This is a genomic window from Roseibium sp., from assembly GCF_965229775.1.
Classification (GTDB): Bacteria; Pseudomonadota; Alphaproteobacteria; order Rhizobiales; family Stappiaceae; genus Roseibium.
Window position 1 is genome coordinate 4585864 of sequence record NZ_OZ245929.1, and the last position, 20167, is coordinate 4606030.

A 20167-nucleotide genomic window follows, 5' to 3' on the forward strand; every position below is an offset into this window, starting at 1 on the left:
GATCGGGGGACCAGTGGGCATGCGGATTACGCTCCAGATCGAAAACGTGGACAGGCTCGAAACCGGAGGGCAGGTATCCTATTCCTGCGCCGACCGGGGATTCGACATTGGCCGTCACGAGCATCTGGACTGGAGCCTGCCGGACCCGCAGCGTGTGATTTCCGGAAAGCACTGCGAGATCCGGTTCGAAGGCGGAAATTTCGTTCTTTACGACGTTTCGACCAACGGCACGTTTTTGAACGGCAGTCCGAACCGCATGGACAAGGCCCACGCCCTGCGCTCCGGCGACCGTCTGATGATCGGCGATTACATCGTCGCCGTCACGCTTGATGCCGGAGAAGGTGCCGGTGCCGGTTTCTCAGGCGGCGCACCTGCAGGTGCCGATCCTTCATACCCATCCGGGCCGGCGCAATGGCAGTCACCCGCACAGGCTCCGGCCGCACCCGCTTCACCGCAGTGGCCTGCGGGCCAGCCCGCGGCAACACCTCATTACCCGGCCCAGGAGACAAGCAGCCCATGGGACGCGCCGGCCTCGACCGGCATGGAAGGGCGCCATGCGCCGCCGTCTCAGGCTCCCGGGATAGGCACGCCTGCAGATGATGTCTGGAGCCAGCAGGGCCACGGATGGGGGAGCGCGGACCCGGCGCTTTACGATCCGCAATCAAGGCAGCCGGAATCAGAACCGGTCCGGCCGGCTCAGGCGGATCCGCTGGACCATCTTGCCGCCCAGCCGAGCATGCAGCCGCCCGTTCCGCCCGTTCCGCCAGCCCCTGTTCCATCCGAGCCCGTTCAGGCGCCGGCCGCACCATCTGCCGGACCGGGTCCCGCGGCCCCGTTTCCGTCGGCGGCTCCGGAAGCAGCAGAGCAGGGGGCACCGGAGCCCCTGTTCAAGATGCCGGCCCTCGAAACTGAAACGGCGGAGGAGAGCCTTCCCGTCGAAGGTTCCGCCGAGTTATCCGGCAGTGTTTTTCCCGAAGCACCGGACGCGGCCGCTCATTCCGAACTGGACGCCGCTGCAGCCTCTCCCTTTCCGGAGAGTGCTCCGGCAGCCGAGCCTGTCCAGGTGGAAAACGTTCCTGAAGTGGCAGCTGAAGCACCGGTTGAGGCGGCTGAACCGCCGCAGAAGGCTACTGCACCAGAAGTGGAGGCCGAAGCGCAGACATCTGCGCCGGAACCCGCACCAGCCGAGGCCGCACCGGCAAAGGCTACGCCTGGTCCCGGACCAGACATTCTGAAAGCGTTCGCGGAAGGTGCGGGTATTCCCGAAAGCGTTCTGGCGGATCGCGATCCCGAGGCGTTCGCGCGTGAACTCGGCTCGATCCTGAACGGCATTACCAGTGATGTCATGGGCCTCCTGCAGGCGCGCAGCAAGGTCAAGGCCATGACCCGGAACGCCAACCGGACCTTGATCAGCCGGAGCGGCAACAATGCACTGAAATTCTCGCCGACCCCGCAGATGGCTCTTCAGACGATGCTCGCGCAGAACGTTGAGGAAACCGGCTATCTTCCGTTGCCGAAGGCAATGTCGGAGGCGTTCAAGGACATCCAGAAGCATCACGTTTGGACATACGCCGCGATGCAGAAGGCTGCCGCCCGGTTCGATGAGACGCTGTCGCCCAAGGCGGTGGAGGAAGAAGGGCAGGTCGCCAAGAGCACATTTGGAAACCAGAAGGCAAAGATGTGGGAGCGGCTTCAGGAGCGCTGGACGTCGCTGACAGGTGCATATGACGACGGCGTCGTCGGCGTGTTCACGCAGTACTTTACGGAAAGCTACGAAGAATTTTCAAACGATGAGTCAGAGCAATAGGACGAACAGCAATTTTGAGGCGTTCGGGTGTCAGGGGCGCATCGGCGTCGTCAAGGTAAGGGAGCAGTGCCTTAATGTCATGGTATAGCAAGGTTGCATGGACCGAAGGCCTGTTTCTGAGGCCGCATCATCTTCAGCAGAGCGACCGCTATGCGGAGCACCTGCTGGATGAACGCGTCAGGCTTGCCTCTCCCTATCCCTGGGGCTTTTCCGACATCGAGATCGATCAGGATGTCGGCCAGCAATGCCGGTTCGCCCTGCGGTTCGGTCGCGGGATATTCCCTGATGGAACCGTCTTCAATTTCCCTGCCGATGGCACGCCGCCACCTGCCATAGATGTTCCCGAGGATGCCGCCGGTCAGATCGTCTGGCTTGGCATTCCCGAAACCACTGTCAATGCCGTCGAGGTTGCGGATGGGCGTGAGGACGCCGCGACGCGCTATATGCAGGGCCGCGAGACCATCATCGATTCAACGTCGGCGATCCGGCAGGAAGAAGAAATCGATGTTGCTCATCCGCGGCTGACTTATTCGATCCGCTCGACACCGCACCCCGGCCACGTCTGCCTCCCGGTCGCAAGGATCACGGAGATCAAGGATCGCATCGTCATCACCGACGGAACGTTTGCACCGCCTGTGCTGGCGTGTCACGTGCATCCGGTCGTGACGGGCTGGATCGATTCCGTCATCGGCTGGGTGGAGCGGAAACTGAGCGAACTGGCACGTTACGCAGCCGACACCTCTGCAGGCGGCGGTCTGCAGAATTTCGATTACCTGACGTTGCAGATGCTCAATCGGCTTCATCCGCAACTCATGCATCTGCGCAAGTCGGCCTATGTTCACCCTGAACGTCTTTATTCGGAGTTCCTTCAGCTTGCCGGCGAACTTGCGACCTTTGCCACCGAGGAGCGCAGGGCGCGCAACTATCCTGTCTATGATCACGACAAGCTGCACGACATCTTCAAACCGGTCCTGGCAGACATCCAGGCCTTTCTGTCGGCTGGTTACGATCGCCGCGCGATCCGGCTGCCGCTGGAGCAGCTCGCGCCGAACGCCTTCAAGTCGACGATCGTCGACCGCAACCTGTTCTCTCAGGCAAACTTCGTGATCGAAGTGGCCGCGCGCCGTCCGCTGACAGAAATCCAGACCGAATTCCCCCGGCTGTTCAAGGTCGGCCCGTTCGGCCAGATGCGCCAGATCGTCTATTCGAACCTGCCGGGCATTCCCCTGATCCACATGCCCGTTCCACCGGCGCAAATTCGCGCGCTGACGGACAGGGTCTATTTCAGGCTCGACAAGTCGACACCGCTCTGGCGTGAATTCAGTCAGGATTCGGCGATCGGACTTCAGTTCTCGGGGAACTGGCCCGACCTGCAGCTTGAGTTCTATGCAATTCGGGAGGGCCGCTGATGTCGGACAACGACGATCCCTTCGGCGTTTCCAAGCGCAAGGGAAAAACGATCGTCCGTCCAAACCCCGGAGGGCGCTGGAGCGAGACACCCCAGCCGGGTGCACCGGCCGGTCAGCCGCCTGCGGCACCTCCGCCTCCCGCTGCCCCGGCGCCGGGACAGGCAGCTCCGCCTCCGCCACCCCCCGGTCCGCAGCCTGGCGGCGCGCCGGATCCCTGGCAGGGCGGCGGCGGCGCGGGTCAGGACCCTTACGCACCGACACCGGCCGGTTATGAATACGGCCAGCAAAAGGCGCCCGACATCAGGACGCCGCCACCCGCTCAGGCGCCGTCTCCGCCGCCGCCGCCACCGCCGCAACAGGCACCTGTTGGAGGCGCTGCACCTGGTGCGCAAGCCACCGGGCAACTGGCTCAGACACCGGACATCAACCAGATCCGGGTCGCCAACCGCAATCCGATATCACGTGCAGCGGCACCCCTGCTTCTGCTGCTTGGCCGTCTGCACCTGACGATGACGGACGCGCAGTTCGACGCTCTCATGCGCGACGTGTACAACGCGATCAAGACCTTCGAGAAGGACTTGCGCAGCGCCGGGATAACGGACGACCAGATCCAGTCGGCCGCCTATGCGCTCTGCGCCACCTCGGACGACATTGTCCAGAACCTGCCGTCTTCGGGCAGGCATCAGTGGACGCAATATTCCATGCTGACCCAGTTCTTCGGCCAGGCGACCGGCGGCGTCGAGTTCTATCAGGTGCTGGAAAAGGCGAAGCAGGATCCCGGCCGGAACTACGGCGTACTGGAAGTGATGCACGCCTGTCTGTCCCTCGGGTTCTACGGCAAGTACCGGGCCATCCAGGGCGGTCAGCAGGGGCTGGAACGCGAACGCAGGGATCTGCACGAGATCCTGAGGCGCGTCCGGCCGCGACCCGGAGACGACCTGTCACCGCATTGGCGCGGGCTTGAACTTATCCAGAAGCGAACCGGGTTTTCCGTGCCGATCTGGTCGGTTGCGGCCGTCGCCGGAGCACTGCTGCTCGGTGGCTATGTCACCCTGATGCTTCTCCTTGCGAGCGGCAGCGAAGTGATTGCAAGCCGATCGAGCGCGCTCTACCCGACCGGTCCGATCGAACTGGCACGTGAGGGATACCAGCCCAAGCCGCCGCCGCCACTGCCGCCGCCCGCGGATGCGCCGATTGATTCCATATCGGAACAGCTTGCTGGCATCGACGGATTGGAAATCCAGCAGGCAGGTCCGGCCATCATGCTACGGATGCGCGCGCAGTTCGACGTGGCCGCAGCGACGTTGCGTCCCGAATTCCAGCTGCTTGTGGAACAGGTCGCCCAGACCCTCGATCAGGTCGAAGGTGAAATTCTCGTGGTCGGGCACACGGACAGCGATCCGATCCGCAACAATCCGAGGTTCCCGACGAACTGGCACCTGTCGGTCGAAAGGGCAAAGTCGGTCGCGGCCGTCATGCAGGCGCTGTTGCAGACACCGGACAGGGTTGAAGTGGAAGGCCGAGGCGCGGAGGAACCCATCGCGCCCAACACCAGCCGCGACGGCAAGGCACTCAACCGGAGGGTGGAGGTTTTCCTAAAACCTCCGGCCAAGGGACTGGTCATCGACAACTAGACGTCAAATCCGGGGCAAAGTTAGAAACAAGGTTTTATCAATGAAATTCTGGCTCGGAATAACGGCAATAATCATAGGCATTTTGGCCTTGATTGCTCTGATCTGGTTCGGGGGTCCGTTCCTGGCGATTGCCGGCGTGCGTCCGTTCGAACCTCTCTGGGTGCGCCTGCTTCTCGTGTTTCTCGTCTTGCTGACGATCGGCGGCTGGACCGGCTACCGCATCTACAAACGCATTGCGGCCAACCGCGCCCTGGAACAGGAAATTCTTCAGCCCAAGGCCAGCGAACAGGACCTGCAAATCATGTCGGAGCGCATGAAAGATGCGCTGAAGACCTTGAAAACGGCCAGTGGCAACACGCGAACCTACCTCTACGACTTGCCCTGGTATCTGATGATCGGCCCTCCGGGCGCCGGCAAGACGACGGCCTTGATGCATTCCGGGCTCAAGTTCGCCAATTCCAGGGGCAAGGGTGAAGCGCAGAAGATCGAGGGTCTGGGTGGAACCCGCTATTGCGATTGGTGGTTTGCCGAGAATGCCGTTCTGATCGATACGGCGGGACGCTACACGACCCAGGATTCCGATGAAGAGCATGACAGCGAGGCATGGCTCGGTTTCCTGAAAATCCTGCGCAAGGCGCGGCCGCGCCAGCCCGTCAATGGCGTCATGGTCTCCATCAGTCTCGAGGATCTGATGACCTTGTCGGACACGGAGCTGAAAGAGCACACGGATGCCATTCGCGCGCGCCTGATCGAACTCTACAAGACGCTGAAGATTGATTTCCCCGTCTATGTGATCTTCACGAAGGCCGACACTGTTGCAGGCTTCATGGAATTCTTCGGCTCCTATCCCGAGAGCAGACGGAACCTCGTGTGGGGCGCGACCTTCCAGACCCGCGAAAAGAACAAGAACATGGTCGCGGAAACACCGGCAGAGTTCGATCTCCTGATCGAGCGCCTGAACGAGGAACTCGCCGACCGGCTTCAGGAAGAGCCTGATCCGAGAGCGCGGCTGATGCTGTACGGGTTCCCGACCCAGATCGCTGCGCTCAAGGATCGTCTTACCGGGTTCCTCAACGCGATCTTCGAACCCAGCCGCTACTACCCGAACGCGGTGTTGCGCGGTTTCTACTTCACCTCCGGAACGCAGACCGGAACGGCAATTGACCGGGTGGTCGGTTCGATGAGCCAGGCCTTCGGAACCTCCTATCAGGCAGCCGCGCTGTCGGGGCAGGGCAAGAGTTACTTCCTCCGGGACCTGGTCAACAAGGTGATTATCGGAGAAGCCGGCTGGGTCACGCACAACCGGCAGGCCGTCCGTATGGCGACGGCCACACGGATCGCCGCCTATTCGGCAATCGTGCTGCTGACGCTTGGTCTGGGCAGTCTCTGGACCATGAGTTACCTGAACAACAAGTCGCTCATTGATGAAACCGCAAAGGCGGTCGCCACGGTACGCGCGGAAGGGGAAGGCGTTCTTGAGCAAAGGGTCGTGCGCGATGATAGCTTGCGCGATTCTGTCTACATCCTGTCGCTCCTTCGTGGACTTCCCGTCGGGTACGACAGCCGGAACGATCCGACGCCCTTCATGGAGAAACTCGGCCTGAGCCAGCGCGAACGCCTGGAGGCGGCCGGCATCACGTCCTATCGCAGCGGTCTTGAAAGACTGCTCCGTCCGCGTCTTCTGCTGCGTATCGAAGAGCAGATGACCGACGTCCTCGACAATCGCACGGGACCCGGCGGCCAGGACATCGATACGCTTTACAATCTCACCAAGCTCTACCGGATGGTTGCCGGTGACGCTCCGGAAATCGACAAGGATCAGATCAAGAATTCGTTCCGTGCCGACTTCCTGCAAAGCTTCCCGGGCCCTCAGGGAGAGGTTCTGCGCAATGAGCTGAACTCTCACATCGCGGCCATGCTGGATCTGGATTTCGGCGGCAACGTGCTGACGGACCAGCTGGACGGCGTCCTCGTGGCGGAAGTGCAGCGGGAACTGGCGCGGGTGAGCCTTGCCGAACGCGGCTACGCCTTGCTCAAGTCAAGGTCCAAGGGCATTGCAAGCGAGGACTGGATCGCCGAGCAGCGCGGTGGGCCGGATATGGAGACCGTGTTCGAAACGGTGAACGGCGATACGCTCGACACGGTTCTTGTGGATCGCTTCTACACCTATCCCGGCTTCCACCTCTCCGTGCTGCCCAACCTGGCCGGCATTCGCGAGGAACTTGAACGCGACAAATGGGTGTTTGGTGAGATCGGCGATGCCGATGCCTTTGCCGACCAGTACCAGTCGTTGCCCGGCGAAGTGCTCGCGCTTTACACCAAGGACTTTATCGAGGCCTGGGAAGAAGCGCTCGGCAATCTGAAATTCAAGTCGATGCGCAACGACAAGCCGCTCTACACGACGCTGCAGGCGGTATCCGCGCCAACCTCGCCGGTCGTTCAGCTTCTGGAAAGCATCCGCAGGGAAACGCTCCTGACGCAGGACCTGTCGCAGGAGGGCGCCGCCGGCGCGCTTGCTGGTGGAGGCAATGCCGGGGACGCAGGCAAGGAAGCCGGTCAGAAGGTCTTCCAGTACTATGTTCTGGACAGGGCCGGCGGTCTGAAACGGATCGGTCTTGAGGCCGGGATCAAGGCGCTTGCTCCCAGCAGTGTTGCGGACGCCCTGAATGCGGCGACCGGGGGCGGGGGCCCGGCCATCATTCCCGGCAAGGCCATCGAAGATCACTTCCGGCCCTACCATGTGCTGGTCGAGGGCGAAAACAGCCGCAAGATCGATGCGCTCCTGGTCAACTTCAAGAACATTCTCGACAATCTTCTTGTTGTTGCGAACAATCCGATCCAGAGCGAAACGGCAAATTCCAACGTGCAGATCCAGGCGTCGCTGCTCAGGAGCAACGCGACCCGGTTCCCGAAGCCCTTCGACCAGCTCATCTTGCAGGCAGCCAAGGAGTTCGACGAGGAGTTCAAGGAAACCTCGATCACGCAGCTGAACGAGAAGCTCAAGTCCCAGGTGGTCGACGAGTGCCGCAGGATCGTCGCGCGGAACTATCCGTTCACGAACGGGCGGTCGGAAGTTCCGATGACCGAGTTCGCGAAACTGTTCTCCCCGGCGGGCATCATGCAGCAGTTTTTCGATCAGAACCTCAAGGCGCTCGTGGATACGTCGTCACGGCCATGGAACTGGAAGCCAGAGGTGGCCCAGGCGGACCGACTGTCCAATGCCACGCTGCGCCAGTTCGAGCGGGCGGACCTGATCAAGGAAGCGTTCTTCCCGACCGGAAATGCCTTCCCGTCGATCGGGCTGCAGGTGGTGCCGCGTGCGCTGTCGCAGCAGGCGGACGCGGCCAGCCTCGAAGTGAACGGCAATCTGGTGCTGGTCACCCGCGGACCGGGCTTCAACGCCGACATTCAGCCTCTTCCAGCAAGTTTCGACTGGCCCAGCAACACGGCGACACCACGCGTCGTTCTGGTGATCCAGCCGGAAGTACCCGGTTACAGATCGCGTCAGGAGGTTCATGGAGACTGGGCGTTCTACCGGTTCATAAGGGCCAACAGGGTCAGCTCGGGACAGAACAAGTTCGTGATCCGCAAGACGCTCGGCGGGCGCCAGGTCGCCTTCACGGTCACGCTTCGCACCAAGCCGAACCCGTTCTTCCTGTCGGCAGTCGGCGACTTCAAATGCCCGACGAGTTTCTGAGGGGAACCGGATGCAGCGTAACCTGGCCGGATATTTCGGGAAGCTGCCGGACCGCGCGGACTTTGTAACAGGGAGCTGTCCGGACGGGTTCCTGAAACTGTGGGAACCGTTCCTGATACACGGTCTCGCGCAATCGAGGCAGGAACTCGGAGGTGACTGGGAGGACGCCTATATGACGATGCCTGTTTGGCGTTTCTGGATGAAGCCGTCCGCACAGGACGGCGTGCTGTCTGCGTGTCTGGCTGGTGCGCTGATGCCGAGTGTCGACAAGGTGGGACGCAAGTTTCCGCTGACGGTGGTCGGGTTTTCAGAGGAAGGCGATGACACCTGCCGGCCACCTGAAACCTGGTATGACAGTGTGGAGGATGTTCTGCTCGGTGCGCTAGGGGAAGACGCGACGCTCAAGGAATTCCAGGAGGCTGTTGCAGGACTTGCCGCGCCGTTCGAGAGCGCTGAACCGGATGAGGCGTCGTCTTGCGAAACCCTGGAGCCAGCCCGGGAAACCCGGGACCAGCTCGCATCGCGCTTCTTCTGCCAGGCTGGTCCGCGCACCTACCGGTTTGGCTGCGACGGGTTGCCCGCCCCTGAGGAATTCCGCTGGCTGCTTTTGCCGGAGGCTTTCAAGGCGGGCGCGGATGACGGGAAAATGGCAGGGCAACACCATGGGCGATACCAGGCGGAGGATCATCGAACATGAACCAGCAGTTTTCCGAAGCACTGCAGGGGTTTTCGATAGGACTGACTCACGTCGGCTGCGTGCGAAGCGAGAATCAGGACACCTATTTCTGCGACGAAGCAAAGGGTGTGTTCGCGGTTATGGATGGCGCCGGGGGCATGCATGCGGGCGCAATGGCATCCGGGCTTGTCAAGAACGCACTCGGATATATCCGCGAACCGCGCAGCGCAGTTGATCTGCTGGACCAGTTCGAAGGGCGGGTCATCGACGCGAAGAAAGACATCGAACGCGTTGCGGCGAAGGCCAATGGCGCCGCCATGGGCACCACGATTGCCGCGCTCCTGGCCTACGGCACGGATTTCGCTTGCCTGTGGGCCGGCGACAGCCGAGTCTACCGCCTGCGAAACGGGACGATGGAGCAGCTGACGACCGATCACACGGAGGCACAGGAACTCGTGGATCAGAATGTGCTCACGCCAGAAGAGGCGAAGAACTTCTCACGAAGGCATGTGATCACGCGTGCGATAGGCTCCGGACTGGAGCTTGAGCTCGAACTGGTCTCCGGCAATCTGCGGCACGGTGACCGCTTTCTGCTCTGCTCAGACGGATTGACCGGCCATCTCGATGATGCGGTCATCTCCAACATGCTCCTTGACGGTGCACAGAAATCGGTGGCACAGCACCTTTTGGATGGGGCCCTGGAAAAGGGCGGCACGGACAATGTCACGGTGGTCGTGGTGGACTTCGACCAGGTCAACCGGAGTGAAGGAGCAGGGCGTACATGAAGCCGGATGACCATTTGCTGCCGATCGGGACCAGGCTGAACAACCTCTACGAAATCGAGGAACACATTGCCGACGGCGGGATCGGGATCGTCTATCGTGCGCGTGATGTCGAGAGCGGCGATCCGGTCGCGATCAAGGTGCTGCTGGCCAACTTCGCCAAGGATCCGCTGATCCTCGATCTCTTCAAGCGTGAAGCCAAGATCCTTCGAAAACTCAAGCACGACGCCCTGACGCAGTACTTCGTTTTCGCCAAGGAACCGACGCTTGGTGTCTACTACCTCGCGATGGAATTCGTGGGCGGCCCGTCTCTCAAGTCGCGGCTGGAGTCCGGTCCGCTCGAACCCGAGGCGGCCTATAGGCTCGTCATACGCCTGGCCTCCGCCCTGCAGGATGTACACGACAGCGAGGTCATCCACCGCGATCTCTCACCGGACAACATTATCCTGCAGAACGGCGATGTCGGTCAGGCGAAGATCATCGATTTCGGGATCTCGCGGGCCAACACCGGCGGCCCGACGATCATAGGCGACGGCTTCGCGGGCAAGGTGAACTACGTTTCGCCGGAGCAGGTTGGCCTGTTCGACGGCAAGGTCACCGCCAGAAGTGATATCTACTCGCTCGGGCTCGTCATTGCCGAAGCGCTGACCGGAAGACAGCCGGACATGGGCGGTTCCCAGGTCGAGATGGTCGAAAAGCGCCGGATCGTTCCGTCATTGGACGGCATCGACAATCGGTTCCGGCCCCTGCTGGAGGCGATGCTGCAACCGGACCCGGCGAACAGGCCGGCGTCAATGGCCGACATTGCCCAGTGGACGCTGGGTGCGCCCATGTCCCAGCCGCGCGAAGACAAGACCATCATAAGACCGTCCGCGCCGCCTCCGGAACAAACGGCCCTGGACATGCCACCGCCGCAAGCCAGGTGGGGGAGGCGCATTCTTGTCGGGCTGTCGCTGCTGGGATTTGCCGGTGTCGGCGCAGCCGGCGTCTATTTCCTGGCAGGGCAGTCTGTTCCGCAGCAGGACCAGAAACCGGTTCTGGTGGCGCAGCCCAGGGACAATGCGCCGGATCCGCCTGTTCAGGACACGGGGCAGGCGGGAGATACGGGCTCGCAAGGCGGCATTGCCGACAACGGCACGACGGACCAGGGCCCGGACAACAGCGCTCAGGACAACACCGTTCCTGACATACCGGTCAGGACGGACGGTCAGGACGACGCGGCTGACCTCAGCCTGCTGTCTCCGGACAAGCAGGACAACGACACGGTCCAGGACGCCGTGGCTCAGCAGCCTGCGAAGCCTGAAGACCGCGTGCGCAACTATGTGAACAACTACAAGGCTGACGAATGCATGTATCTGCAGCCTGTAAGGATTGCCGCCAATTCCGCTGAAATCGAAGGGTTTGCGTCGCGCACGCCACCCTTCATCGCATTCGACAGCGACTTCACCCGGTCACAGGGATTCGAGGCCAAGATACAGGCCAACCTCGTGTCGGACGCCCAGTGTCCGGCTGTCGCCTTTTTGAGGGCAACGCCTCAGGGCAGCGAAAAGACGGAACTCCGGCTCGACATGCAAAGGACCGTGGTGCCGAACGGCGAGAACATGGCCGGCAGGATCTCCGGATTCGATGCGTCGACAGGGGAACTCGGGCTCTTGTTCGTCGCGAGCAGCGGAAGCGTGGTCAACCTGTCGCCCTATCTTCAGTCCGACGACGGCGGCGCCGGATTTGTCGTGCCGCTCAATCTGAAAACGCCCTCGGAAGAAACCGGCCTGATCATTTCCCTGGTCGGGGACGGCCTGGTGGCGAAGCTCGCCGGCCGCAGTGAAAAGCAGGCCGACGCCTACTTTGACGCGTTGATGGGTGAGTTACCCATCTTGCGGGCAACCGCGACGACGGTCAAAGTCGTTCCGTGAACAAACAGGAGCCGGGAAAGAGGATCATAGGTCGCAATGAAGCGTTACACGAAGCCGATCCATTTGCCCAAACCGTTGCCCAGCCGGTCAGCGGACAGTTCACTTGCGCTGATCAATGTCGTCTTTCTGCTGTTGGTGTTTCTTCTGGTGTCAGGAACATTGCGGCCGTCGTTGCCCGACGCATTCGAATGGGCCGAAACAACCGAAACCAAGGGTGAAGGACAGGTCCGCAACACTCTGGTGCTCACGCGCACGGGGGACGTCTGGTTCGAGGGCGCGATCCTTGAAGAGGCAGGTGTCGACGATTTCCTGGAAGGTCTTGGCGGGGGAATCGACACCTTGTCGGTTCAGGTCGACCGGCATGCACAAATGAAAGACGTTGCGCGTCTTGCCGGGACACTGCGCACCGCTGGAATAGCAAGGCTGAGTTTCGTCACGATCGAGGCGGAAAATCCGTGACGGCTGCCGTTTACAATTTTGCCGGTGAAGCGCGCATCCCGGCCTATGTATGGACGGCCGTTCTCGGCGTTTCCGTCGCCGCACACGTCGCGCTTCTTGTCTATGGAATTTCGCTGACGTTCACCGAAGACGCACAGAACCCGGACATCACACAAACGGAAATCGTCATCGAAAGCGATGAACTGGTTTTCGAGACCGCGGAAGAGATCCCGTCCGTGGTTGCTGAGGCGGCGCAGCCCGATGCGGTCACGCCGCAATCGGCCGGCCAGGCCGCGCTTGAGCCTGTTCTGCCTGAAGACATCCAACAGGCGCTGACGCCGTCCGTCTCAGAACTGCAACCGGCCCAGATTGAGGCCGTGCGTCCTGTTGAAAGCGAAACAGCAGTTTCCAGCGCGGTATCGCCGAGCGTGCAGGACCCGGTCGACGCTGAAACAACGCCCATAACGTCAACGGAAAGGGTTGCACCGGACAGGGTGGAAACGGTGGTGCAGCCGGCCACGGAAGTTGCAATTGCGGCACCCGTTCAGCCGATCATCTCGGCCCGGCCGGAGACGGCGGTGCAGGTTGAACAGAACAATGCGAGCATCGCTCCTCCCGACGCAACAGTGGTGACCGGTATTGCCTCTGATGTTGTTGTCGTCGAAGCCGTTCCTGAAGATGTGCCGACTGGTGCGAGCGAGCCTGAAACCATCGTCGCCGTTCCAAGCGTCGTTCCGGCCCAGACAGGCAGTGAAGTTCCTGTTGTGACGAGTGTCCAGCCGACCACCCAGGTCCAGCCGCAAACTGTCGATAGCGCAGTCCGGCCGCCGGTTTTGAGTGTTGCGCCACCGGTCGAGGCGGTGACGGCGGCAACACGTCCGGCCCCGGTCACCACCACGACGAGTTCTGCGCCTGTGAGCGCCGTCACGCCGAATAAAGGTGCTGTGCAGGCGGTCACATCGACGGAAGTCGTTCAAGACGTGACCGTCGCCGCGAGACCGCCGGTTAGCCAGGTCGAGAGCGAGACGGTCCCGGCGGCGAGTGCCAGCCCTGTACAAGTGGCACCGGGCAACGTACAGGCAGTCGCACCGGCCGAAGAACAGATCGCCGCAGTGCAGCCTTCGCAGATCCTTTCACCTTCCGTGCGTCCGAGCGACCCAGAAACCTCCAGCGTCCCCGCAGCACCCACCGTCGCAGACCCCGAGCCAAGCGTACCGCCAGACGATGTCCCGACAATCGATCCGCTCGCAAAGGTGACCGCCTATGTCGAGAACTACGACGCAGGTGAGTGCATGCATTTATCTGTATTGTCAGCGGGGACAAACACTGCAAACGTGACGGTGTTCGCTTCGAGGATAAATTCCTTCACTTCATTTGATCAGCGTTTCAAGACCGATCAGGGCTACGAGGCCCAAATCGGGGGCCGTTTGGTTACCAGGCGCCAATGCGCTTTGTTGAATGCACTCAAGGCGGCGAACGGGGTCGAAGCACCCAGCCTCTTTGAGCTGGACACTACCCTGGTTCGCAGTGGTGCCGTCGTATCCGGCATAGTTCAGCGAGATTTGCCTTTGGACCGAATTGCTCTGGCGGAACAGGCGGGTCTCGTGCTGAACGGAAAAGGGCCGCCGGAACTGTATCTGATCGACAATGCTGGCCAAATATTTGATGGCCGGAGTTACCTGCGTCCTCAAACGAGCAGGGAGCGCCTGGGTGGGTGGACCTTTTCGTTCCCGGTGACTTTGATGGGCAGTGTGCAAAGCGAAACAGCCTTGCTTCTTGCGGTCTGGAACAGGCCCAAGGAGAACCAGCCTTCGGCCTTCGGGAGATTGCCTGCCGAAAGAATCGCCGATGTTCTGGAGAAGCCGGGGGTTTATTCGATCGAGGCCTTCAAGGTGTCACGATGACGGCTGCGGCGCGCCGGTGCCTGCGGTAAAGACGCCTGTCAGAAGCACTTCGAGAGCGGCACGTTCTTTTTCCAGGCGCGTTTCGAACCAGGTGACTGCGACCGAAACGGGAATGGCCACGGCGAGGCCGCAGGCGGTCGTGAGCAGCGCGACCCAGATGCCGCCCGCCAGCGTGCCCGGGTTTGCCGCAGAACCGGATTCCTGAAGCGTCTGAAAGGTTTCAATCATCCCCAGAACGGTTCCGAACAGGCCGAGCAGGGGCGCGATCTGCGTGACAAGATCGAGCGCCTTTAGCCAGCTCGCCAGCCCGAACAACCGGTCGGCCGCCCGCGCTGAAATCTCCTCCCGCAAACGTTCTTCGCGGATGTCGCGTTCCTGTGATCCGAGCGGCTGGTTTTCCAGCATCTGGATCGCATCCATCGCGCTGCGGATGAGCCCTGCGGACAGGGACCGGTCCTTGAGCAGAACCTGTGCCGCCTTGGTCCGGTCTCCGGTCCGCCACATGGTGACGGCCTGCCGTACCAGCGTGTGACGGCCGACGCGCGCGTTTGAGAACTGGAACGCCTTTGCAAGGATGACCGCGAGCGCGAGGATCGAAATCCCGAGCAGCACCAGCACGACCGGTCCGCCCAGTTCCAGGAGAGAAGACGACGTCTCAGGCATTCAGATCCGGCTCCATTCGGTCTCGGGTGACACGGTCAGTCGCCGAACTCGATCGCTGTCCGGTTCCCAAGGTCCAGCAAATCAGGGCAATAGACGTCCGTGACACTCGCCGGAACGCAGTTCAACACGTCGTTGATGTGTAACCTGGACAGGCTGTCGCATGCCTTTCCGGCTAGATCGAACTGGAGAACCTTGGTTTTACCGGCAGAAATGCGTGAGAATTCAAGCCGCAGAAATTGGTCGACAAGGCCATCTTTGTTGAAGGCAACAATTTCCAGACCGAGCTGGCTCATCGGGCGCTCCAGACCGTTGGTCGCGATGATCGACAAGCGGCAGCCGCCGTCTTGGGTCGGCTGGACGTGGTTCAGTTCCAGACTGATCTTGCCGGTCGGCGCCTGCGCCAGACCTGGCGTGAGCGAGGCGATGCTCAGAAAACAGATTGCGACGAATTGCGTCAAAAACCGCATGTAATTCCCCCGAAAACATCACGCTGAAACGATAACAAAATCAGCACTCAACGCCATCTGACACAAAAATCAGTCATATGACAACAAAACAGTCCAGTCTTCAGCGCCTTCAGTCTCGATCTTGAAAAAATCGGCCTCGATCAGGCCTCTTTGCCAGCATTGGTCTCCATCGAAGAGAACGAATTTTTCCTGGCGGATGCACAGCGTAACGTCGCCGCCGAGCCGGCCTTCGCCGAAACCGTCCGAAACGTGCAGATAATAGTTTTCTGCCTTCAAGGGTTCCTGCAGCACCTGGCTGCATGCGTTCGCGGTTATGGTCCACCATCCCTCGGTGCGCAAACCCTCCTCGGTGTCGTATCCGATCGCAACGTTCACCAGATCGACGGACCCGTTGCACACCCGCAGTCCGGCCTGCGCGTCCTGAGAGGCCATGAACAACAGCACCGGCGCAATGCACAAGACGGCCGCAGCCCGGTCGAAGTGCCGTGCGCATGGGATTCGATACGCGGCATGCTTGGCTCTCGCCATGAGGAAGAAGTCTCTGATCATCGAATGCTTACGCTAAGACGGAGCGCCGCGCGGGTCAATTTGCCGTTTCGATGCCGTTTGACGCAGACAGACGGAATATGACAAGGTCGGCACCGCTCAAGCCTTGTGATTGAAGACGTAACAGATGATCCTGATCCATCCACCGATTGGAAAACGCAGGCGGATACCACTGACGCCGCTCATCGATGTGATCTTCATTCTCGTGATGTTCTTCCTGTTGTCGTCGACATTCGGTATCTGGCGGCCGCTGGACGTGGCGCTCGGCAGCGGAGAGGCGACGGGCATTTCTGATACCTCTGCCGCAAAAGGTGTTCCCGCCGTCCTGATCAATTTCAGGGCGGGACCGGGCAACGCACAGCCGCGTCTCGTTGTGAACGGCAAGAATGTGCCGTTGACCAAATTGGTGGAGGAACTGGACAACCTGGCGGAGGCGGGTGCGGCATCTGCCGTGCTCATCCCGGATGCCACGATCGATTTTCAGCAGGTGGTCAGGGTGCTGGATGTGGCGAAAACCTCGCGGCTCAAGCGGGTCAGTCTCAAATTGGACTGACAAAAAAAGCCCGGCCAATTTGCCGGGCTTTCCTGTTTCTGTAGTGCTCGCCTAGCGGCCGATCGCACCACCGATGATGCCGCCGACAACGCCGCCGATAAACGCGGCACCTGCCGGGTTCACGCCTCCGCCGGTGTTCCGCCGCTGCGTGTTGGTCGCACGCTGGGGCTGGGTCGTGTTGTTCCGGCGGGTCGTTGTGCTGCGCGAGGCGGAAGCAGCCTGCTGCTTGCGCTTGATTTCGGCGATGTAGGCCGAGTACTGCACCGCCGTCTGGTTGGTCAGCAGCAGCTGCTGAGACGCCGTGAAGAACCCGGACGGAACCAGTCCGTTTGCCGTCTGCCACGCGACGATGCCGGCACGGGTCTTGGGTCCGAAGGCACCGTCAGGGCGTCCGACATTGTGCCCGGTAAGGTTCAGGCGTGTCTGGATTTCCCGACGTGCGGTGCGGTTCCAGCCGAGCGCGGCTTCGGTTTCCGCAGTGCCCGGAACGGCTGTCTGCGGGTTCGGCAGGGACGTGACCGCTGCACCCGGTACTGCGCCCTGCGCAGCGTTCGCCGGAGCCGTGGCCGCAGGATTGACCGCAGCAACCTGTGCGCCGCCTTGCAGACGCTTGATCGAGTTGCGGGCAAAGTCCGCGAACGTCCCGTTCGGATACGCCGACAGGTAGGATTCATAGTCGGCGACCGTGTCGCTGGACTTTGCAGCTTCCCAGATCAGCTTCTCGCGTTCCCAGTCGAGGTTCGGCTGGGGTGTTGCCGCAGCTGCGGTTGCAGCGTTGGTCACGGCCTGGTTGGGTACGGGCGTCGTTGTCGCAGTGCTTCCGAGGGACGCGACTTCCGTTCCCGCCGCTGCCGGTGCAGCCTGCTTGTTCAGGAAGACCTCGCCGATCAGCGATGCATTGACCCAGGGACGCTGACGCTTTTCGGTGGCGTCGTAGACATCGCCGGTAACACGCGTCATCACGGTCTGGATGGATGCGTTCGGCGTGTCGATGTGCCGGATGAGAGCGGACGTGAACGGAGAGTTCTGTCCCTCGCCATCCAGGGCGACGTCGCCCGGGCTTGTCGCGAACGCAATCACGGAGCCTTCGCCGCCGGTTTCCTCGACCTTGATTTCCGCAAGGCCGCTACCGAGGCTTCCGGACCGGCTCGGTCCCATGCGGCGTGCGAGTGTGCGCGCCAGCGGGTTGTCGCGGCATGCGTCGAGAAACACCATCTGCACCTTAACGTCCTTGGACATCTGGCGCATGATGAAGTCGACGGAGATGGTTTCGAAATCGAGCGACGTCTCGTCTTCGATCCGGGCGTCGATCGGGACCAGCAGGTTCTGGCCAGCGACCTGCATGCCGTGGCCCGCGTAAAACAGCAGCGCGATTTCGGCACCATAGGCCTTCTTCGCGAAATCCATGACGGAGCGGCGCATGTCGTTGTAGGTCTGGTCCTGGCCGGCAACGACCTCAAAACCGAGGCTACGCAGTTTTGCAGCCATTTTTTCCGCATCGTTCGATGGGTTGGGTAGCGGAACCGTGTGTTCGTAGGCGCCGTTGCCGATGACGAGTGCAACGCGCTTTGCCAGAGCTGGTATTGTACCTGCCAATAATATTGCCAGCACGGCGATCATTCGTGTGAACATGTCCTGTCCTCTCGTAAGATCAATATTGCCCGTCGGTTTGTCCGATCTTTATTTGAGGCGAGTGTCCTCTTCTTCTTTAACCTACCTCTGCGGCATTAATCGATGTGTAATACGCGTCACAAGTATGCGTTTTGGTGAAATTGCTCTTAAAAATGCCCACCTGCCCGAGTGTGAAGGTTCCAAGAACGCTTGAATCCTCGCGCTGATCATAGACAAACTTTATGCGTGATTCCACTGTTCACACAGATGCTTCAACGATTTTTGTATCAACTTTTCGTCGATTTCCGGCAGAGGCAGCGCCTCTTGAACAGATGAAGGACAGTTGTGCGGCGGCGGCGCTGGCAATCCTTCGGCTTTAGGCAAGATGCGTGATGAAGATCACGTACGTTCCGCAGAGGATCTTGGTAGAATGGCTTCCAACGCGCGGCGATACCGGATGGCCGCGATCGAGTTCGAGCGGGAGCGGGTTTGATGGCTGGTCATTCAGATATTCTTTCTCACATGAAAGGCCCGCACATAGGTGTCTTCAAGACGGCGGCGAAGCTTTACAACGTTGCGATCCTGGTGAGGCGAACGAACACCGCGTCGCTGCAGCATATCGGAGAACCCTACGCGGTCCCCAAAAGGCTGGACTGCAAGGCAAAGACTGCCGATTACAACGTCGTGCCGACCGGAGCACGTCTGCCCGAAGCGAAACGGGGCGTGATTGCCGGCCTCGTGGTTGATCCGAATTTGTTCGGGGAGGGCGCCTACACCGACGGAAAATATGCAAAGGCGTTGGCGGCGTGGCGCTCATTTGCGGGCCAGCTGCATCCGGAAATGTCCACTCATGAAAAACAGAAAAGCTTCACCTATATTCCCGCCGGCGGCCAATACTTCGTCGAACGCAATCCGGAAGATCCTTATTACGGCTGTGTCAAGTTCACCTCCAGCTCCCTGATCACGGCCGGGAAATGCATCCACGGCGACTTTGATCTCTACGGCATCGTCGACATGGACGCCCCGGATCGCATCGTCAGGGTCAAGGAAAAAAGGCTTGGGCAGACGCATGCACGTTCGCCGAAATTCGTCGATGTCCAGAACTTCGTGAACAGCCGCATCGGCGTCAACATGATCCTGCACGGCTCCCAGGAAACCTATGCATCGGACCACGAGGATGATGATCTCGATGTCTTCTTTCCCGATGGCAGGATCGAATATGCCGGTCCGGGCGCGAACGACCTGGCCGCGTTCTACCAGCGTCATTTTCCGGGCAGGACGTTGTTCGGAAGCGACGACCCGGCCCAGGCGATCGAAGGGCGCTACGTTTCGCCCACGCGCTGACGCACGCGCGAGCGCGTTTGCTGCCTGACCCGGAATAATGTGAGGGGAAATGGCACGCCCAACGGGACTCGAACCCGTGTTTCCGCCGTGAAAGGGCGGCGTCCTAGACCGCTAGACGATGGGCGCGCGGTCGACGCGGCTGCGTCGTGGGGAGGCTTATAGGCGGGAATGGACTTGCCCGCAAGAGCCTTTGCGACAATTTTTTGCGGGCCCGGTATTCCGGACCCGCACATGTTGAAAACCGGACGGAATCACCACTCGCCGGTATTCGGCATGGATGCCCAGGGTTCTTTGATTTCAAGGGCTTCGCCCTTCTGAAGCAGCTCGAAGGAAATGTTGTCCGGCGAACGAACGAAAGCCATGTGGCCGTCACGCGGCGGACGGTTGATCGTCACGCCTTTTTTCTGCAGATCGTCACAGAATGCGTAGATGTCGTCGACCTCAAAGGCAAGGTGACCGAAATTGCGGCCACCGCTGTATTCCTCCGGATCCCAGTTGTAGGTCAGCTCGAGAAGAGGAGCCTTGTTCGCCTTTGCCGCCTCGATATCGTCCCCACCGGCAAGGAAGATCAGGGTGAAACGGCCTTTTTCGCTTTCGTGACGGCGGATCTCCGTCATGCCCATCTTGTTGCAATAAAAGTCCAGGGACTCTTCAATGTCGGTTACACGAACCATCGTGTGCAGATAACGCATAGCTTGTCCTTTTCCTCAATCGAGGGATCTA

Annotated in this window: 16 protein-coding genes and 1 tRNA gene; 11 read left to right on the forward strand and 6 right to left on the reverse strand. The window is 60.8% G+C overall.

The genetic code is table 11. From position 1 onward, the window contains the following. The first annotated feature begins 19 nt into the window (after window positions 1–19). From tagH to ACO07N_RS20665, 9 genes are all read left to right on the forward strand, one after another. The gene (tagH, locus tag ACO07N_RS20625; protein WP_421982831.1) at window positions 20–1807 is read left to right on the forward strand and encodes a type VI secretion system-associated FHA domain protein TagH; all 1788 of its coding nucleotides are present in this window, start codon (window positions 20–22) and stop codon (window positions 1805–1807) included. Between the two features lie 74 nt (window positions 1808–1881). Further along, a complete protein-coding gene (gene tssK / locus ACO07N_RS20630; protein WP_421982832.1) occupies window positions 1882–3216 on the forward strand; it encodes a type VI secretion system baseplate subunit TssK in 1335 nt (444 codons plus the stop codon). Further along, window positions 3216–4850 (forward strand): type IVB secretion system protein IcmH/DotU, encoded by a 1635-nt coding sequence (gene icmH / locus ACO07N_RS20635; RefSeq protein ID WP_421982833.1) that lies wholly within the window; start codon window positions 3216–3218, stop codon window positions 4848–4850. Before tssK ends, icmH begins: the two co-directional genes overlap by 1 nt. Before the next feature lie 40 nt (window positions 4851–4890). Then, complete coding sequence (gene tssM / locus ACO07N_RS20640; protein ID WP_421982834.1) at window positions 4891–8547, forward strand: type VI secretion system membrane subunit TssM; 3657 nt, start codon at window positions 4891–4893, stop codon at window positions 8545–8547. A 10-nt stretch (window positions 8548–8557) separates the two neighbouring features. After that, on the forward strand, window positions 8558–9244 hold the full coding sequence (gene tagF / locus ACO07N_RS20645; RefSeq protein ID WP_421982835.1) for a type VI secretion system-associated protein TagF: 687 nt from the start codon (window positions 8558–8560) through the stop codon (window positions 9242–9244). Next, window positions 9241–10008, forward strand: a complete 768-nt coding sequence (locus tag ACO07N_RS20650; RefSeq protein ID WP_421982836.1) for a PP2C family protein-serine/threonine phosphatase — start codon at window positions 9241–9243, stop codon at window positions 10006–10008. Before tagF ends, ACO07N_RS20650 begins: the two co-directional genes overlap by 4 nt. Continuing rightward, window positions 10005–11918 (forward strand): serine/threonine protein kinase, encoded by a 1914-nt coding sequence (locus ACO07N_RS20655; protein WP_421982837.1) that lies wholly within the window; start codon window positions 10005–10007, stop codon window positions 11916–11918. The genes ACO07N_RS20650 and ACO07N_RS20655 overlap by 4 nt, the downstream gene beginning before the upstream one ends. Before the next feature lie 36 nt (window positions 11919–11954). Continuing rightward, complete coding sequence (locus tag ACO07N_RS20660; RefSeq protein ID WP_421982838.1) at window positions 11955–12377, forward strand: ExbD/TolR family protein; 423 nt, start codon at window positions 11955–11957, stop codon at window positions 12375–12377. Next, complete coding sequence (locus ACO07N_RS20665) at window positions 12374–14260, forward strand: hypothetical protein (protein ID WP_421982839.1); 1887 nt, start codon at window positions 12374–12376, stop codon at window positions 14258–14260. The genes ACO07N_RS20660 and ACO07N_RS20665 overlap by 4 nt, the downstream gene beginning before the upstream one ends. Here ACO07N_RS20665 and ACO07N_RS20670 read toward each other — a convergent pair. The 3 genes from ACO07N_RS20670 to ACO07N_RS20680 form a co-directional block, all read right to left on the reverse strand. Further along, on the reverse strand, window positions 14252–14923 hold the full coding sequence (locus ACO07N_RS20670) for a MotA/TolQ/ExbB proton channel family protein (protein ID WP_421982840.1): 672 nt from the start codon (window positions 14921–14923) through the stop codon (window positions 14252–14254). The two genes, ACO07N_RS20665 and ACO07N_RS20670, sit on opposite strands and share 9 nt — an antisense overlap. Window positions 14924–14958: 35 nt before the next feature. Further along, on the reverse strand, window positions 14959–15390 hold the full coding sequence (locus tag ACO07N_RS20675) for a hypothetical protein (protein ID WP_421982841.1): 432 nt from the start codon (window positions 15388–15390) through the stop codon (window positions 14959–14961). 69 nt (window positions 15391–15459) lie between these two features. After that, entirely contained in the window at window positions 15460–15822 is a 363-nt protein-coding gene (locus tag ACO07N_RS20680; RefSeq protein ID WP_319387269.1) for a DUF1036 domain-containing protein, read from the reverse strand. 241 nt (window positions 15823–16063) lie between these two features. On the opposite strand from ACO07N_RS20680, the gene ACO07N_RS20685 reads away from it, so the two are divergent. Continuing rightward, window positions 16064–16489 carry an ExbD/TolR family protein gene (locus ACO07N_RS20685; RefSeq protein ID WP_421982842.1) on the forward strand — a complete coding sequence of 142 codons (426 nt, stop codon included), beginning with the start codon at window positions 16064–16066 and terminating at the stop codon, window positions 16487–16489. 51 nt (window positions 16490–16540) lie between these two features. On the opposite strand, the gene ACO07N_RS20690 is transcribed toward ACO07N_RS20685, so the two are convergent. Beyond that, window positions 16541–18121: a caspase family protein gene (locus ACO07N_RS20690; protein ID WP_421982843.1), complete on the reverse strand. Its 1581-nt coding sequence runs from the start codon at window positions 18119–18121 to the stop codon at window positions 16541–16543. A gap of 471 nt (window positions 18122–18592) precedes the next feature. Here ACO07N_RS20690 and ACO07N_RS20695 point away from each other — a divergent pair, with 471 nt between their 5' ends. Continuing rightward, complete coding sequence (locus ACO07N_RS20695) at window positions 18593–19444, forward strand: hypothetical protein (RefSeq protein ID WP_421982844.1); 852 nt, start codon at window positions 18593–18595, stop codon at window positions 19442–19444. Between the two features lie 50 nt (window positions 19445–19494). On the opposite strand, the gene ACO07N_RS20700 is transcribed toward ACO07N_RS20695, so the two are convergent. Beyond that, window positions 19495–19570 (reverse strand) — tRNA-Glu (locus ACO07N_RS20700). A gap of 125 nt (window positions 19571–19695) precedes the next feature. Continuing rightward, window positions 19696–20136: a lactoylglutathione lyase gene (gene gloA / locus ACO07N_RS20705; RefSeq protein WP_421982845.1), complete on the reverse strand. Its 441-nt coding sequence runs from the start codon at window positions 20134–20136 to the stop codon at window positions 19696–19698. Window positions 20137–20167: the final 31 nt, after the last annotated feature.

Coding starts and splice junctions, on each gene's coding strand:
- ACO07N_RS20690 (WP_421982843.1), bottom strand. CDS start 18,121: ATGTTCACACGAATGATCGCCGTGCTGGCAATATTATTGGCAGGTACA.
- ACO07N_RS20680 (WP_319387269.1), bottom strand. CDS start 15,822: ATGGCCTCTCAGGACGCGCAGGCCGGACTGCGGGTGTGCAACGGGTCC.
- ACO07N_RS20670 (WP_421982840.1), bottom strand. CDS start 14,923: ATGCCTGAGACGTCGTCTTCTCTCCTGGAACTGGGCGGACCGGTCGTG.
- ACO07N_RS20675 (WP_421982841.1), bottom strand. CDS start 15,390: ATGCGGTTTTTGACGCAATTCGTCGCAATCTGTTTTCTGAGCATCGCC.
- tssM (WP_421982834.1), top strand. CDS start 4,891: ATGAAATTCTGGCTCGGAATAACGGCAATAATCATAGGCATTTTGGCC.
- ACO07N_RS20660 (WP_421982838.1), top strand. CDS start 11,955: ATGAAGCGTTACACGAAGCCGATCCATTTGCCCAAACCGTTGCCCAGC.
- gloA (WP_421982845.1), bottom strand. CDS start 20,136: ATGCGTTATCTGCACACGATGGTTCGTGTAACCGACATTGAAGAGTCC.
- tagH (WP_421982831.1), top strand. CDS start 20: ATGCGGATTACGCTCCAGATCGAAAACGTGGACAGGCTCGAAACCGGA.
- ACO07N_RS20655 (WP_421982837.1), top strand. CDS start 10,005: ATGAAGCCGGATGACCATTTGCTGCCGATCGGGACCAGGCTGAACAAC.
- icmH (WP_421982833.1), top strand. CDS start 3,216: ATGTCGGACAACGACGATCCCTTCGGCGTTTCCAAGCGCAAGGGAAAA.
- tssK (WP_421982832.1), top strand. CDS start 1,882: ATGTCATGGTATAGCAAGGTTGCATGGACCGAAGGCCTGTTTCTGAGG.
- ACO07N_RS20650 (WP_421982836.1), top strand. CDS start 9,241: ATGAACCAGCAGTTTTCCGAAGCACTGCAGGGGTTTTCGATAGGACTG.
- ACO07N_RS20685 (WP_421982842.1), top strand. CDS start 16,064: ATGATCCTGATCCATCCACCGATTGGAAAACGCAGGCGGATACCACTG.
- tagF (WP_421982835.1), top strand. CDS start 8,558: ATGCAGCGTAACCTGGCCGGATATTTCGGGAAGCTGCCGGACCGCGCG.
- ACO07N_RS20695 (WP_421982844.1), top strand. CDS start 18,593: ATGGCTGGTCATTCAGATATTCTTTCTCACATGAAAGGCCCGCACATA.